This is a genomic window from Neglectibacter timonensis, assembly GCF_900048895.1.
Lineage (GTDB): Bacteria > Bacillota > Clostridia > Oscillospirales > Acutalibacteraceae > Acutalibacter > Acutalibacter timonensis.
Map to the genome: position 1 here is coordinate 1 of NZ_LT160638.1, position 14,311 is coordinate 14,311.

The 14,311-nt window shown below is 51.0% G+C and carries 13 protein-coding genes and 3 rRNA genes; 6 read left to right on the forward strand and 10 right to left on the reverse strand.

The genetic code is table 11. The features are described 5' to 3' along the window. The 4 genes from BN3911_RS17470 to BN3911_RS03710 form a co-directional block, all read left to right on the forward strand. Window positions 1-241, forward strand: a 241-nt coding sequence (locus tag BN3911_RS17470; RefSeq protein ID WP_207644496.1) for a hypothetical protein, incomplete at its 5' end; no start/stop codon positions are given. A gap of 44 nt (window positions 242-285) precedes the next feature. Beyond that, the gene (locus tag BN3911_RS03700) at window positions 286-540 is read left to right on the forward strand and encodes a hypothetical protein (protein ID WP_147578511.1); all 255 of its coding nucleotides are present in this window, start codon (window positions 286-288) and stop codon (window positions 538-540) included. After that, window positions 527-1,354 carry a class I SAM-dependent methyltransferase gene (locus BN3911_RS03705; RefSeq protein ID WP_187127675.1) on the forward strand — a complete coding sequence of 276 codons (828 nt, stop codon included), beginning with the start codon at window positions 527-529 and terminating at the stop codon, window positions 1,352-1,354. The genes BN3911_RS03700 and BN3911_RS03705 overlap by 14 nt, the downstream gene beginning before the upstream one ends. 85 nt (window positions 1,355-1,439) lie before the next feature. Next, complete coding sequence (locus tag BN3911_RS03710; RefSeq protein WP_066861541.1) at window positions 1,440-1,709, forward strand: hypothetical protein; 270 nt, start codon at window positions 1,440-1,442, stop codon at window positions 1,707-1,709. Between the two features lie 240 nt (window positions 1,710-1,949). On the opposite strand, the gene BN3911_RS03715 is transcribed toward BN3911_RS03710, so the two are convergent. The 10 genes from BN3911_RS03715 to BN3911_RS03760 all read right to left on the reverse strand — a co-directional run bounded on the left by BN3911_RS03715 (window position 1,950) and on the right by BN3911_RS03760 (window position 9,480). Continuing rightward, window positions 1,950-3,200, reverse strand: coding sequence for a DHHW family protein (locus BN3911_RS03715; protein WP_066861543.1), 1,251 nt, complete (start codon window positions 3,198-3,200; stop codon window positions 1,950-1,952). Window positions 3,201-3,264: 64 nt separating this feature from the next. Continuing rightward, entirely contained in the window at window positions 3,265-3,648 is a 384-nt protein-coding gene (locus BN3911_RS03720; protein ID WP_066861546.1) for a DHHW family protein, read from the reverse strand. A gap of 155 nt (window positions 3,649-3,803) precedes the next feature. After that, window positions 3,804-5,252, reverse strand: coding sequence for an MBOAT family O-acyltransferase (locus BN3911_RS03725; RefSeq protein ID WP_066861549.1), 1,449 nt, complete (start codon window positions 5,250-5,252; stop codon window positions 3,804-3,806). A 121-nt stretch (window positions 5,253-5,373) separates the two neighbouring features. Then, the gene (locus BN3911_RS17475; protein ID WP_066861552.1) at window positions 5,374-5,982 is read right to left on the reverse strand and encodes a hypothetical protein; all 609 of its coding nucleotides are present in this window, start codon (window positions 5,980-5,982) and stop codon (window positions 5,374-5,376) included. Window positions 5,983-6,250: 268 nt separating this feature from the next. Then, window positions 6,251-6,367: ribosomal RNA gene (gene rrf / locus BN3911_RS03735) — 5S ribosomal RNA — on the reverse strand. 199 nt (window positions 6,368-6,566) lie between these two features. Continuing rightward, window positions 6,567-6,683, reverse strand: a 5S ribosomal RNA gene (gene rrf / locus BN3911_RS03740). A gap of 135 nt (window positions 6,684-6,818) precedes the next feature. Next, window positions 6,819-6,935: ribosomal RNA gene (gene rrf, locus BN3911_RS03745) — 5S ribosomal RNA — on the reverse strand. Window positions 6,936-7,148: 213 nt separating this feature from the next. After that, window positions 7,149-7,859 (reverse strand): tRNA 2-thiocytidine biosynthesis TtcA family protein, encoded by a 711-nt coding sequence (locus BN3911_RS03750; protein WP_066861555.1) that lies wholly within the window; start codon window positions 7,857-7,859, stop codon window positions 7,149-7,151. A 71-nt stretch (window positions 7,860-7,930) separates the two neighbouring features. Next, window positions 7,931-8,776 carry a DNA-3-methyladenine glycosylase family protein gene (locus BN3911_RS03755; RefSeq protein ID WP_066861557.1) on the reverse strand — a complete coding sequence of 282 codons (846 nt, stop codon included), beginning with the start codon at window positions 8,774-8,776 and terminating at the stop codon, window positions 7,931-7,933. Then, window positions 8,773-9,480: a DUF6062 family protein gene (locus BN3911_RS03760; protein ID WP_066861560.1), complete on the reverse strand. Its 708-nt coding sequence runs from the start codon at window positions 9,478-9,480 to the stop codon at window positions 8,773-8,775. The genes BN3911_RS03755 and BN3911_RS03760 overlap by 4 nt, the downstream gene beginning before the upstream one ends. A 734-nt stretch (window positions 9,481-10,214) precedes the next feature. Here BN3911_RS03760 and rlmB point away from each other — a divergent pair. Beyond that, window positions 10,215-11,018 carry a 23S rRNA (guanosine(2251)-2'-O)-methyltransferase RlmB gene (gene rlmB / locus BN3911_RS03770; RefSeq protein WP_242871069.1) on the forward strand — a complete coding sequence of 268 codons (804 nt, stop codon included), beginning with the start codon at window positions 10,215-10,217 and terminating at the stop codon, window positions 11,016-11,018. A 15-nt stretch (window positions 11,019-11,033) separates the two neighbouring features. Then, the gene (locus tag BN3911_RS03775; protein ID WP_066861564.1) at window positions 11,034-14,027 is read left to right on the forward strand and encodes a hypothetical protein; all 2,994 of its coding nucleotides are present in this window, start codon (window positions 11,034-11,036) and stop codon (window positions 14,025-14,027) included. The last annotated feature ends 284 nt before the right edge of the window (window positions 14,028-14,311 follow it).

The window sequence follows — 14,311 nt, forward strand, 5'->3', positions numbered from 1 at the left end:
AATAGGCCGAGGGCTTGACCATAGCTTTCTTTTAGGTCAGGCTTCTTTGAGACATTTTCTTCTGATTTTGTCTCCCCACTTCGATCTCTTTCTCGCTTCTTCCTTTATTCAGTTTTTAGGGTATTCTCCCTTTTTTAATCCCATCCATTCGGATGGGATTTTTTATTTCCGCTCTATTACTTTATCTAGTAGGAATGAGAAGCGCTGCAGTTTGAACTGGTTCGGTTGTGCCGATTCCTAAATACTGGTATAATGTCTGAAATGCCTTTTGAGGAGGACTGTGATGTGGAGCAGAAAATGGAGAGCCGTCATGAGACGGAGGAAGAGGTATTTCGTCATCAGGTTTCCAAAGACGGAAGGGTATTCCTCTATTGGAAAGGCAATTTGGTGAAGACCTTATCTGAAAAAGAAGGCTGCCGTTTTCTTGAGCGCTTGGATCAGGCTCAAGACGGGCAGCAGCGTCAGCTTGTTATGGCGAAGATCACAGGAAATTTTAAGAGGGGCAATGAACGGGAGGGAAAGAACCGTGGTAGAGGATAATCGTGAAGTCTATGACTTCTATGAAAACGGAGCCGAAATAGGGCGTTTGGAGCGTGGCCTTGGGATAGTAGAAGCCGCCCGCACGAAAGAGCTGCTGGGACGCTTTCTGACGCCTGGTATGAGCGTCTGTGATGTAGGCGGCGGGGTCGGCTATTATGCCTCCTGGTTGGCTGGCCTTGGCCATCAGGTGACCCTCATAGAATTAGCCCCATCCGCAGTGGAATATGCCCGTCTGCATCAGCCTCATCCCTTCCGTGCCTTATCAGGCGACGCCAGAAATCTTTCCTGCGTGGAAGGGGAAAGTGTAGACGCTGTTCTGCTCTTGGGACCTCTGTATCATCTGTTGGAAAAGGAGGATAGACTTCTTGCCTTGCGGGAAGCCTTCCGTGTGCTGAAGCCTGGCGGGTTGTTAGCTGCGGCCGGCATTTCAAAATTCAGTTCCGCTACTTGGGCCCTTTCCACATATGGGGTGAGTAACAGGTATATAGATGATGAGGATTACTTTAACATGCTTCGGGAGGAATTGACTTCAGGAGAGCATCATAGGCCTGATAAGTTTGCTCCCAGGTTTCTTACCAGGGCCTATTTTCATACGCCCGAACAGCTGCTTCAGGAGATCGGAGAGGCCGGTTTCTGTAGGGCCGAACCATACGCAGTGGAAGGCTGTATCTGGTTTACGCCGGACTTGGAAGAAAAATGGAGCGATCCAGGACAGAGGAGACGGCTGCTGGAGCTGATCCGGCTGACGGAACGTCAGGAATCCTTGCTGGGGATGAGTCCGCATTTCCTGGTATTTGCGGAAAAAGTTGCATGATCTATCAGAGGACTCTTGAAACGCTTCCTGCATCATGGTAAGATGAAAGAAACTGAAGATTACGACAGAGAAAGGGTGCCCTCTTATGAAAAAGATTTGCTGTGTCACAGATCGTTTTCTCCACCAGGCTGACTGTAAACAACTGACTTTGATGAAGATGCTTTTGTGCTGTATCGGTTTTTTCCTGGGCCTTTCTGCACCGAAAAAAGGCCGTGGCTTTTTGCGTTTTCTCTGCATAGGGATAGGCGCCATGTCAGCGATAGCCCTATATCCTGACTTTCGGGCGGTCAAGGAACAGGTAGAGATTACTGGCTGTGAGAAGCCGGTGAAAGAGGCATGTCAGGAGACTGAGTAGTTCTCATGCTGATCCTAAAAAGCTGTTAGAGACAAGAAACAGAGAGCGTCCTGAAGGCGGTAGACATCCGTTACTTCAGGGCGCTCTTTTCTATTGTGTAAAAGTTCTGCCAGTCCGTCTTCCGTCTATTAGGAGGGCGGATGAGAGGAAAGCGAGGACGCCATCTTTCGGCAGCAAAACGCCGCCGGAAGCTTCGGTACGAAAACTTCCGGCGGCGTTTAGAGAATCATGGCGGAAAGATCAAAACTTCCCGGAAATACTGTCTACCAAATCGGCATTTCGGGTCATGGAGATGTTATTGAGCATAATCACATCCGTAGCACCTTTCTCCTTGGCAAGTGCCGCGATGTTGCCCTTATAGTAACGGTAGTCCACCACATAGATGTGCTGATAGTGATTGACCAGGAAGGGAACAAAGGCGTTGCCAAAGGATTCCTTAACCACCACACAGGCGGAGCCATCGTTCAGGTCCTTATTCGTGATCTCCTCATAAGGCTGATCGCCTGCAATGAAAATCAGATAAAGATTCTCCTTATCGTAATCTGTCCCGTCCTGAATCACCGGCCAGTCTGTTATGGTATCGTCATCTCCCGTGGTGTAATCCAGCGTTGCATTGGCTTTTGGGAGATAGGCTTCAACAGTATCCGGATTTGCGCTCAGGGCGTTGTCGTCTGCATAGAAGGAGCCTAAAAAGCCTGGATATTCCTTCTTTTCAAACTGTGTCAGAGGCACAGCCTCGATCCCCTTGCTCTTACAGAACTCTGCATAGGCATAATAGGCGCCCAGCTGTGTCCAGTGATGGTCCGTGCGGAAATAGATGTATTCGTTATTATGCAGCTTTAAGGCGTCAAAAATTGGCACGGTTTTTACATCGGGATTCTGCGCATTGATGGAACCGTAAATGTAGTTGATTGCTTTTTTCTGGTCAGAAGTGTTGACATCCGCCAGGAAATCCTCAGGCAACAGAATATCCATACTGGTGGGGATTACCATATCATAAAGGGTGGCTGAGCCCTTTAGCTCTGCACCGGCTTTGGCAACCATTGTGGTATATTGGTTGGCAGTTTCTTCCACAAAGCTGTAATACTCATAGCCGCTGTCTCCCACACGGAGCATGGAGTCCAACTTTTCCACCTCTAGGCCTGAAACATCCTTTTCTTTAGGCGGCGTGGGCTCCGGTGTAGAGGCGGCAGAAACCTGGGAGGCCGGGTTGGACAGTTCAGACCCGGTACTGCCAGAAATCTGGGAAGCCGAAGAGGAAGCGCTGTTGCCGGAAGGCTCCTTCTTTCCTTTATTTCCACTTGTGAAGACTATAACGAGTACCACAATAAGCACCACAAGCAGCAGGCCCAACGCGATGAGAAAAATAGGGGGAGGTCCATTTTTTCTCCTGTTATTTCTGCTGTTCCTGCCTCCCCGCTGCGGGGGGCGCCGTCTCACCGGCGCTGCAGAGGATGCTCTGCGCGGAACGTAATCTCTTTCCATAGTCATAACCTCGTTTCTTTTCCATTCTCTATCAAATGCAGCCTCTCATGAGGACTTCTACCAACACAAGTCATTCCCCGCTGAAGAAGGTGTCGGGGATATCGTCTGCCGGGCCGACAGTGCCATGTATTTCTGTGGTTTTGATACCATAGGCTTTCCGTATGGTGTTATTGAGAGCTAAAAACTGTTCCCGAAAGGGAAAGGTATCTGCAAACCAATCGTCAATGCCGCGGAAGTATTTACCGTTGAGCAAGGTGTTATCTCCATAAAATTCTCCGCTGGTAACGGGATTCATAGACAATTTAGGAAACTTTGTCAGCTCACGCTTTTCCACAGGGGAAAAGGTGGGGCGAAGAGGAAGAATCAGCGAAACGATCATGGCAAGAATCATCACACTGAAAAAAAGAGTAGCCTTCACTTTGGAACCCCGTTCAAATTGCTTTGCGTGCTTCATCAAATTCCTCCTTTCAGTCTTTTTGAAAAAAGGCTGGCGAAAAACTTTCCTTCGCGCCGGCAGCTCTCTTGATATCGCGGGTTTTATGCCCGACCATTGGCGGCGATTAAAAGCAGGGGTGGTGAAAAATTTTCCTCGCGTTGTTGGCGCGGTTTTTAGAATTGCAGGTAAAGAAAGGGATTATAAGCGTCTCCCACCAGGAAGCTGATGGAGAGCAATAGGGCTGCGACGGGGAGAATCCATTCCAAGACGGTACCCACTGTGATGGAAACTGCTCCGGTAGAAGAACATACGCGGTGATAGAGGCCCCGGGCCAGAGGGGTACAGGCCACAACAGCAACAATCAGGAAAAACAGGTAGTTAAGCAGGATATTTTTACTTTCGAAATTGAGAAAGGGGTTGCCGTTTAGTCCAAAAAGTCCTTTCACCACAGTCCAGGCCTGCGTAAAGTCCCGGAAATAGAAGAGAATCCAACCGAAGAAAACCACTACTAAGGTATACAGATGAGCAAAGAAGGCGGGGAGCCTCTGTAAACCGGGGATAATAAATTTTTCCAAAGCAAGAAAGAAGAAGTAGAATAGTCCCCAGCAGATAAAATTCCAGTCTGCGCCGTGCCACATACCGGTGAGTAGCCAAACCAGAAACAGATTCAATGCGGTTCGGGCTTTTCCCTTCCGGTTTCCACCCAGGGGGATATAGACATAGTCCCGGAAAAAGCTGGAAAGGGACATATGCCATCTGCGCCAGAAATCCGTAACAGAGCGCGCCAGATAGGGGTAGTTGAAGTTTTCCTTGTACCGGAAGCCCACCATCAGGCCCATTCCGATGGCCATATCTGAATAGGCGGAGAAATCCAGATAAATCTGCAGCATATAGGCAAAACAACCGATCCAGAGGCTGAGCGCCGGAGCGGTGCTCAAAACCTGCATGTTTTTCACCTGGTTTTCCACCAGACCGTCCATAATCGTGAGAGTTGCAAGCTTTCCGCAGACGTTTGCCAGCAGTACCTTTTTAGCGAGGCCGGAGGCAAAGCGGTTAATTCCATTGCGCATGTCCTCCTGAGAGACATGACGGGAAAGAATTTGTTCAGAAACGTCCTTGTACCGGACAATGGGTCCGGCAATGCACTGATGAAACAAGGAGACATAGAGGAAAAGTTTTCTGAACTGCTTTTGTGCGGGAACTTCCTGCCGGTATACATCCACCATATAGGAGAGCAGCTGGAAGGTATAGAAGGAAATGCCGATTGGCAGAGCGATCTGAGGAATCACCTCAGGAAATCCTGTCAGCTTCTGCAGATTGGCTGTGAAAAACACACCATACTTGAAGAAAGAAAGCAGGCCCAGATCCACAACGCAGCCCAGAATCAAAAAAGCCTTACTTTTTCGAGTGCCCCGATAACGGTAGATAAACTGAGAAATCAACCAGTCCGCAAAAGCCATGGTTAAAAGCAGAAGGATGAAGAAGGGTTCGCCCCAGGCGTAGAAGACGACGGAAAAAAGGATGAGCACCGTGTTTTTGGCTTCAATTCCCTTTGCAAAGGTATAGATAATCATCTGAAGTGGAAAAAACACGCAGAGAAATACTAAAGATGAAAAAACCACGGGGTTATCCTCCTCAAAGAATGTCCTGGCAAAAAGGGAACGGTTTCCCAAAAGACAGGAAGCCGCACCGTGAAGAAAAGGCCCGCAAACTCTTCAGAGTCCAGAGCCCTTTTAAAGCTGGTTATTGCTGTTGGCCGCCGTTGTTCCCAGGCGGTGTGGGAGAAACCGGCGGGACAGGAGGCTGTTGGCCGGCCCAAGGCTGTTGCTGCGGCATACCGTAGGGAGGCGGAGGGTAACTGCCCTGCTGAGGAGGTATACCGCCAGGCCCTCCCTGGGGATTCTGTTGACCATAGGGAGGAGGATAGGATCCGGGAATGGGCGGTACAGGCCGGGGTTTTGTTTTCCCATAGGCCTTATAAGCGATTTCTGCAAAGAGAGGCACATTGGCCTCTTCTTCCTTCATCACACGGAGAATGGCCAGAATGCTGAACACAATAGCGGCTGCGTACACGAGGACGGACAGCAAAGAAGTGATGACGTTCAGCGCGCCGGAAAAGAAGAAATAACCCGGTATCAGGGAGTTAATCCAGGAAAAAAGCTTGCCAAGGAATACCACTACAGCAGACATTAAAAATGCCTGCAGAGTCTGGCGACCCAACCATTCATCCCGTTCTGCCAGTGTGACAAATCCGAAAAGCAGCGCACCCAAAAGTGGCATTTTCAGAATGACCAGGATAAACGCAAGGATGGCATAAAAAGAAAATACAATTCCAAATCTGCCCTTTTTCATATCGATCCTCCCATTACAGACAAAATTAGTTTACAGAATTCGCTAATGTAATTAGTTTAAGGCATCAGAGCATTCAAGTCAAGGAAAATCCTCCAAAAAAAAGGAAAAAAGAGAGGAGGAAAAGCCAGTTGTTTCGTGAAAAATTGGTAAAAGGAAATCGTCAGGCGAAGCGGTTTAAAAGTATACGTTTTCTGTGTGATAAAAGACGGGTATTCGGTGTGCGAAAATAAATAAAAAACAGCAGTCCATATGGACTGCTGTTTTAAAGTGTTGGCGAAAACCTATTTTCCCGGGCCGTTACCAGCCAAGTATCTTCGGCACGAGCGAGCTTAACTTCCGTGTTCGGGATGGGAACGGGTGGACCCTCGTCGTAATCAACACCAACTATTTACTGGCTCACGAGTCAGCTTTAATATAATACCACACTGCTTTTTAAATTGCAACCCCTTTTTGAAAAAAATTTCTCAACCTATGAAATCAGACAACAATTCACGGAATAGTAAGGTGGGCAAGGGGTAATGCTGCAGGTAAGCGGCAGTCTTTCAACAAAAAAACAGCAGTCCATATGGACCGCTGTTTTAAAGTGTTGGCGAAAACCTATTTTCCCGGGCCGTTACCAGCCAAGTATCTTCGGCACGAGCGAGCTTAACTTCCGTGTTCGGGATGGGAACGGGTGGACCCTCGTCGTAATCAACACCAACTATTTACTGGCTCACGAGTCAGCTTTGATATAATACCACATTGCTTTTCAAATTGCAACCCCTTTTTGAAAAAAAATTGGGAAGAAGGCGCTTGAAAAATAAAAAAACAGCCGTCCTATTGGACGACTGCTTAAGTGTTGGCGAAAACCTATTTTCCCGGGCCGTTACCAGCCAAGTATCTTCGGCACGAGCGAGCTTAACTTCCGTGTTCGGGATGGGAACGGGTGGACCCTCGTCGTAATCAACACCAACTGCGTTGCCGCCTCTCTCGACGACTTTTACATTTTACCACTGAGAATTCCAAAATGCAAGCATTTTTTTAAAATTAAGTAAAAAACAGATAAAAACACAAAATATTGGATAGGAATGAGTTTTAGGTCAGAATCTAGTGGGGAAGATTTGTCATTTTATGACCGGAAAACGCCTGTCAAAAAGCTGGCGCTTCCCGAATCGGTGGTAAGCACACTACCAGCTGTCCAGTCCTGCACGCTGTAAAGCGCCCAACACCTTTGCTTTCAAGTCCGGGAATTTCAATTCCAGTGCTTGGATCAACTCAGCCGTATCCCTACGGGCGGTGACGCCGTCAGCCGGGCAGTTGCTCTTTACTATGGGGAGCTCCATCCTCAGGGAAGCGTTGCGGATTTCTCTCTCTTCACAAAACAGAAGGGGACGAATCAGCGTGATGTTTTTTCTGGAAAGATAGCTTTTAGGGGAGAAACAACCAAGCTTCCCGCCGTAGAACAGATTCATCAGGAAGGTTTGAACGGCATCGTCGTAATGATGACCCAGAGCCAGTTTGTTCAATCCCTCTTCCACACAGAGATTGTGCAGGATTCCCCTGCGCATGCGGGAACAGAGGCTGCAGGGATTTTGTTCTTTCCGTTCTTCGAAAATAAGAGAACCCAAATTTGTCTTTCTAATAATATAAGGTACAGACAGGGAATCGCAGAGAGAGGAAACTGCGGAAAAATCGGTCGCTTTACCTCCAAAACAGGGATCCGCCGTGATGGCTGTTATCGTGAAGCGCTTGGGGTAATAGCGGGAAAGTTCCGCCAGGGCACAGAGAAGAAAGAGGGAATCCTTCCCTCCTGAAACGCCCACAGCGATGCGGTCCCCCTCCTCGATCATCTGGTATTTTTCAACGGCAGCTCTCACATGGCCGATCAGCTTTTTCATAAAGACACCTGCTTTCTTTCTCGGGTCTGTTCTGTAGAACCGGTGTAACAAGAAGGGATAAGCACGCTGGCTCAGCCTGCTTCAGAACAGGCCTGAAAGAGCTCCGGGTGCATACGGCTGTAGTGAAACAGATACTGCTGGGCCAGGCCTGCATCTTCACCGAAATCCTCGGCGGAATAATCAGGAAGCAATATTGCCATAGCCCGCTTCATCCAGACGTCCATGGGAAAGCAATCCGTTTTGTGATATCCGTAGAGGAGCGTGCATTCCGCAACCTTGGGGCCGACTCCCAGAATTTTTTGCAGCTCGATCCGTCCGAAGCCGGCGGATTCCCGGGAGATCTCTTCCAGAGAGATCTCCCCGCCCGCCACCTTTTTGGCAGCGTCCAGAAGGTACTTTGCCCGGAAACCTGCTCTCAAGGGGGCTAGGTCTTCCAGGCAACGGGAGGCCAAAGCCTCCGGCGTCGGAAAGGAAAAGAAGGAGGAACCCGGAATCGGGCTGCCGAACGCCTGGCAGAACCGTTCAATAATTCCCTTGATCCGGGGAATATTGTTGTTTTGGGAGATAAGGAAGGAACACAGTGCCTCCCAGGAATCCTGCCGCAGGATCCGGATACCTGGGGCGTAGGAGGAAGCTTCTGCAAGGATGGGACTTATCGCTGAAAGCCGCCGCCTTTTTTCCTCATAATCGGCATCCAGGTCGAAATAACCGCGCCAGACGGCTTCAAATTCCTCCTCTGAACAAAAAAGGAGGATAGAATCCTTAGTCTGGCGCAGTTTCAAAGCCCGGCCGAAAGCAGCTCCTTCCCACATACAAGCATCTTCTTCATGAGAAAGCTCCCGCCAACGGAATGCCTGGCCGCAGTCCAGGGTCTGGCGCAGGTCGAAGCAACGAGGGAGCACCACCCGCTCTCTCATCGGTTTTTTTCATCCGCCTTTTGGCGGTCTTCCGGTTCACGGGAGGTGAGATAGCGGATGGAGCGTTCGATGGCGTCCCTGGAATTACCCCAGTCCCCGCCCGCATTTCGGTAGTCGAACATGCGGCAGAAATGGGTTACATCGTGGCAGAGCGTGTCAAGGTATGCCTTTGCCAACCTTGAGGTTTCCGCCTCAAAGGGATTGTAATTTTTTTTGGGGAGTTTTTGGGCAGCTTCCAGAACCATGGTGTAGTGGGGCATACAAATATATTCCTGCTGGGCATAGAGCTGCCTGAAATCTTCGTCGTTTTGCCAGAGCTTCAGCATGCTCTCCAGCAGGTGGCCGATATTTTTTTCCAGGCTGTCGCAGACAAAACAGCTCTTTTCCCTGCTGTGCAGGCCCGCCAGCAGCTTTTTCGCCGGCGTCCTGCCCTGCGGAAAGGCCTCCTCCCGCACCTTGTCCAACAGGCTTTCCAAAATTAAGGCTACTGAAAGCCTGCTGCCCCGGGCCAAAATTTGGTTGAAATGCTCTTCGCAGAAACCAAGCCGGTTTGTCTCTACCCGAACGTCCGGCTCCATCATGGCGGCCCCTGTGATATAGGTGGCCATCCGATCTTCAAGCATATCCCGCATCCTGCAGAAGGGACAGCCGTCTTTCGGCAGAAAAACATCGTGAATCGGGATAGAACACAAATCTTCGCGCATGTCAAGTCCTCCAAATTGTATTCGAAATGCATATTTCGTATAAATATGCATTTTGGAAAAAGGGCGGATCCACAGGTGTTTCACGTGTGGAAAACCCTGTGGAAGCCGTGGAAAAGTTATGATTTGAGCCTAGTATATCACAAAACCGGCAAAAAGGACAGTGTTTTTCAATTTTATGAAACCTTTTATGCAGGCATGTTCCAGCCGGGAGAAATGAATGTTAAATTTCTGTGGAGAAAGAAATGTGAAAGATTTATGCTTGACAAGACGACCACAAAATCTGGCTGGACTGTTTGAAAAAGTCACAAGAGATGGGCTTGTAGGGAGAACATCTGTTTTTTCGTTGATAATGCTTTTGGGGAAAATAGGAAGCTGGCGTTTACATAAGAAAAACGGGATGTTATAATTGTGGAAATCGGAAAGGCGCGTGGGACAAGGAGTTTTTAACATTTTCAACCGAGTTTTCAACAGCAGAGGGTTCAAAAGGAATCTGTCTTATGTAAACCGGTGGAAAACCCGAGGTTTGGGGAAAATAAGAATGGAATAAATTTCCATAAAATGAATGAAAATTTATTTTTACCAATTTGGGATGCGAATTCTGCCGCGGCCTGTAAGAGAAGGTCGGAACAGCTCAGTATTTTTATTTGAGATTTAAGCGAGGATGTGCTACAATAAACCATATTATGGCTTGATGCTGCAGCTATTGTAAATAAAAGAAGGATGCGTGCCTGGTTTTGGAAAAAAAGAAGGATAGCAAAAGTCCCGTGAGGGACGATACTGATTCCCGCAGCAACGATTTGATCGCCGGAAGAAACGCCGTTTCAGAAGCGCTGCGCGCAGGCAGGTCCATTGACCGCCTCTATGTGCAGCGCGGAGAAAAGAACGGCAGCTTGCTCACCCTGATTGCAAAGGCAAAGGCGGCGGGAGCCGCTGTCAAGGAGACGGATTCCCGGAAGCTTGACCAGCTCTGCGGCGGCGCGGTGCACCAGGGAGTAGTGGCGGTGGCCGCCGTTAAGGAATATGCTCAGGTGGAAGACATTTTTGCACTGGCGGCAGACAGGGGGGAGCCGCCCTTCCTGATCGTCTGCGACGAGCTGGAGGATCCCCACAATCTGGGTGCTGTGATCCGCACGGCGGAGTGTGCGGGAGCCCACGGGGTGATCATACCCAAGCGGCGCAGCGTGGGGCTGACCTATGCGGTGGGGAAGGCCTCGGCGGGCGCGGTGGAGCATCTGCCGGTGGCAAGGGTGCAGAATCTTCCCTCCCTGTTGGACGAGCTCAAAGAAAAGGGCGTGTGGGTCTATGCCGCAGATATGGATGGAACGCCGTGGTGCGAGACTGATTTTACCGGTCCTGTGGCGCTGGTAATCGGTTCCGAGGGCAGCGGCGTCGGCAGACTGGTCAAGGAAAAGTCAGATTTTGTGATCTCGCTTCCCATGAAGGGCAGGATCAATTCACTCAATGCCTCTGTGGCCGCAGGAATCCTCTGTTATGAGGTCTCCCGCCAGAGGAGCGGACTAAAAGCAGTCAATCCGTAAAGGAGGAAATCCGATATGGGAGAAGGAAACCATCAGGAATTCTCATTGGAAGATATCTTGGAAGAACAGAGGCGTCAGCGGGCCAAGCAGTCCGTAGAGGAGCCGCCGGAGGAGCTTCCCCAAGAGGCGCCGCCGGAGGCTGAGCAGGAGCCTGCTCAGCAAAGGCAAGATCAAAACCCGCAGCATGGGGGAACAGAGCCTGCGGAGGAGGCGGAAGATTTAAACGCCTTTGCCACAGGCCGGGTCTCTGTGCCGGGAGTTTCCCAGGAAATGCAGGAGCCTGCAGGGGAAGGGGACGGAAAAAAGAAAAAGAAAAAAAAGAAGGGCGGCCTTTTTGGAAGAAAAAAGCGCGCCCCTGATTTCGACGAAGGCGAGGACATGTATTACGGCATACAGCTTAAGCCTTTGGACGAATACCGAAAGGGCTTTGATCCTGTCACCGGGGAATTTACTTTGGGGGAGGACAGCTTCAAGGCGCTGTTTGACGACTCCAAGCAGGCCATTGACGACGAAGTAGAGGCCAATTTCCAAAAACTGCAGAAGGAGCGCCGCCGCCGTGTGGCCGAAGCGGTGCAGACGGCAGGCGTGGATGAAGAGCAGATCGCCGACGAGCTGGGCATTGTAGCTCCCATGCCGGTCACTGCGTTTGCCGCCGATCCCTATGCAAAGCAGCATGGAATCGACGTGGAAGGGGCCGGCTCCTCCAAGGAGGAACTTCCGGAGTTCCAGCGGGCTATGCTGGAAACTTCCGGCGACAAAACCATGGAGATCAAACTGAACGTCCTCAATGACACGGTGGAAATTCAGCGGGTGAAGGAAATGCCCGCGGTGAGCGAGGAATCGGTCAATAAGATTCTCAGCTCTGCTGTGGAGAAGGAAGAAGAGCTTCCCACAGAGCAGGCACTGCCGGATGAGCAGGAAACGCCTCAGGCGGAGGAGCTTCCCCCTGTTCCGGACCAACCAGTTCCGGAACGGCAGCCGGATGCGGAGCCGGCCGCCGCCAGCCAGGAGACAGTGATTGTGGGGCGTCCTCTGGGGGAAATTCCCCAGGTGGCCAGTATTTACGAGTACCGCTCCAGGGGAATTCCCACCCATATCATCAACGCAGACGTCATTCAGAGTGCGCTGCTTTCCGAATCGGAAGAACTGCGCAGGACTGCGGAGGAGTTGGAGAGCAAGAGGGTCCCCCGCAAGCGTGTCAGAAACAAAAAGCTGGAAGAAGAGCATGTGGAAGCGGAGCCTGTGCCGGAAGTCCAGACCGAGGAATCCATCGACGACTATACCGGTCCGGAAGATGCCAAATCCATTTCTCACGAGCTGCGGGGCGATATGCGCGAACTGACGCTGCGCATGCTGATTACCGGTGTCTGTACGGTGCTGCTTACCATTGTCAACCTAATCTTCGGCGGGAAGTTTTCCAGTACCGCGGTAGGGGATTTGGGATCCGCTCCCTACGTGTATCTGATAGTAACCCTGGTGTTTCTCGGGGTATCTATCGGTATCTGTTACCGCACGATCGGCAACGGCCTCCGGGCGCTGTTTTCCTTCAATGCCAATTCGGACAGTGCGGCGGCGGTGGCATCTGTGGCGGTGCTGGTACAGACAGTCTTCTCCCTGTTCTTCAGTTCTGATTTGGCCGAAGGCAAGCTCCATCTCTACGCGGTGGTGCTCTCCGCCATCCTTTTTGTGAACGCGGCGGGCAAGCAGACGATGCTGCGGCGTATCCACAGCAATTTCAGGTTCGTCACCTCCCGGGAGCAGAAGTACAGCGTACGTACGTTTGACGATTACAATACCTCCTTGAAAATGACCAAGGATTGCGTGGCGGAAAAGCCGCTTATTGCCTATCAGTGCAAAACCGGGTTTTTAAAGCGTTTCCTGGAACTCTCCTATAATCCGGATCCTGCTGAGACGGCGTCTCAGTTCCTGGCGCCGATTGGGCTGATCGCTTCCCTGGTGCTGTGCATTGCCTGTTTGCTAGTCACCAGAAGCGTGCCTACAGCGCTCAGCGCTTTGGCGGCTGCCTGCTGTACCTGCGTGGCGGTGGCGAATATGCTGGCCGTCAACCTGCCTATCAGCCGCCTGTGCAAGACGGCCCGCAGGGCCGGGGCCATGGTGGTAGGCTATGAAGGCGTGGAGGAGCTGAGCAATGTCAACGCGGTACTGGTGGATGCGGAGGAGCTCTTCCCCTTGGGCACCGTTGTGTTAAACGGAATCCGCACCTTTGGCGGGCGGACTTCTGCAGAGGAGGCCATCATGGCGGCCTCCGCCCTGATGAAGGAAGCCGGCGGCCCCTTAAGCGGAGTGTTTGAGCAGGTGATCAGCGAGAATGAGGAAGCTCTTCCCGAAGTGGAAAACATCAGCTATGAGGACGAGCACGGCATTACAGGCCGTGTCAACGGCAGGCGAATCTATATCGGCAACCGTGCCCTGCTGGTGAACCACCAGATTGAGGCTCCGGCACGGGAGGAGGAAACTCAGTACTCTTCTGGAAATAAGCAGGTGGTATATCTGGCGGTGGACAACGCCCTGGCCGCCATGCTGGTGCTCACCTATACGGCGGACCGCCGCCGTAAAAACGAGCTGCAGCGGCTGGAAGACAGCGGCGTAAGTGTTGTGATCCGCACCAATGATATGAATGTGACGCCCCAGCTCGTCTCCCGTCTGTTTGGCGTGGACGCCGCTTCGGTAGGCGTGCTGGGTAGCCAGCTCAGCGAGGTAGGCAGGAAGCTGATGTCCGGTTCCATCCCCCGTGCGGACGCCAAGGTTGCCACAAAAGGCCGGGTGGAATCTCTGATGAGCGTGGTATCTGCCTGTGTGCATGAACGGAGAAGCATGGGGTTGATCGTAGCCCTGCAAAATGCCGCCGTGATTTTGGGGTTTGTGCTGGTAGCTTTCCTCAGCTGTTTTGGCGGCATGAAACAGCTGACCTCTTTCGTGCTCTTCGTGTTCGAATTGTTCTGGCTGTTGGTGATTCTGCTGCTGCCTAAGCTGCGCAGGCCTTACTGACAGAATGCAAATCGGTTAAAAATGCCGGTCCCGGCTATTGGGGCCGGCATTTCTATTTCCGGAAAGGAAAGCTGCCCTGGCAGCGGGCGGCGGAAGGAAACACCGGTTATTCCATCCCTCTCCGCAGGTTTCCGGCAGAATTCCCTTTTCTGCTTGAAATCAAACAGCCGCTTCACTAGGGAAATCTGTAAATATTTGTACATTATATCTAAAAAAGAACTTTTGGAAACGGAATATTCATATAATTCTCGGAAAAACCATTGCGTTTCTTCAGATAATGAGAT

Excerpts from the sequence above, each read along its gene's own strand:
- BN3911_RS03775 (WP_066861564.1), top strand. The coding sequence starts at position 11,034 with ATGGGAGAAGGAAACCATCAGGAATTCTCATTGGAAGATATCTTGGAA.
- BN3911_RS03715 (WP_066861543.1), bottom strand. The coding sequence starts at position 3,200 with ATGACTATGGAAAGAGATTACGTTCCGCGCAGAGCATCCTCTGCAGCG.
- BN3911_RS03755 (WP_066861557.1), bottom strand. The coding sequence starts at position 8,776 with ATGAGAGAGCGGGTGGTGCTCCCTCGTTGCTTCGACCTGCGCCAGACC.
- BN3911_RS03720 (WP_066861546.1), bottom strand. The coding sequence starts at position 3,648 with ATGAAGCACGCAAAGCAATTTGAACGGGGTTCCAAAGTGAAGGCTACT.
- BN3911_RS03760 (WP_066861560.1), bottom strand. The coding sequence starts at position 9,480 with ATGCGCGAAGATTTGTGTTCTATCCCGATTCACGATGTTTTTCTGCCG.
- BN3911_RS03750 (WP_066861555.1), bottom strand. The coding sequence starts at position 7,859 with ATGAAAAAGCTGATCGGCCATGTGAGAGCTGCCGTTGAAAAATACCAG.
- BN3911_RS03710 (WP_066861541.1), top strand. The coding sequence starts at position 1,440 with ATGAAAAAGATTTGCTGTGTCACAGATCGTTTTCTCCACCAGGCTGAC.
- BN3911_RS17475 (WP_066861552.1), bottom strand. The coding sequence starts at position 5,982 with ATGAAAAAGGGCAGATTTGGAATTGTATTTTCTTTTTATGCCATCCTT.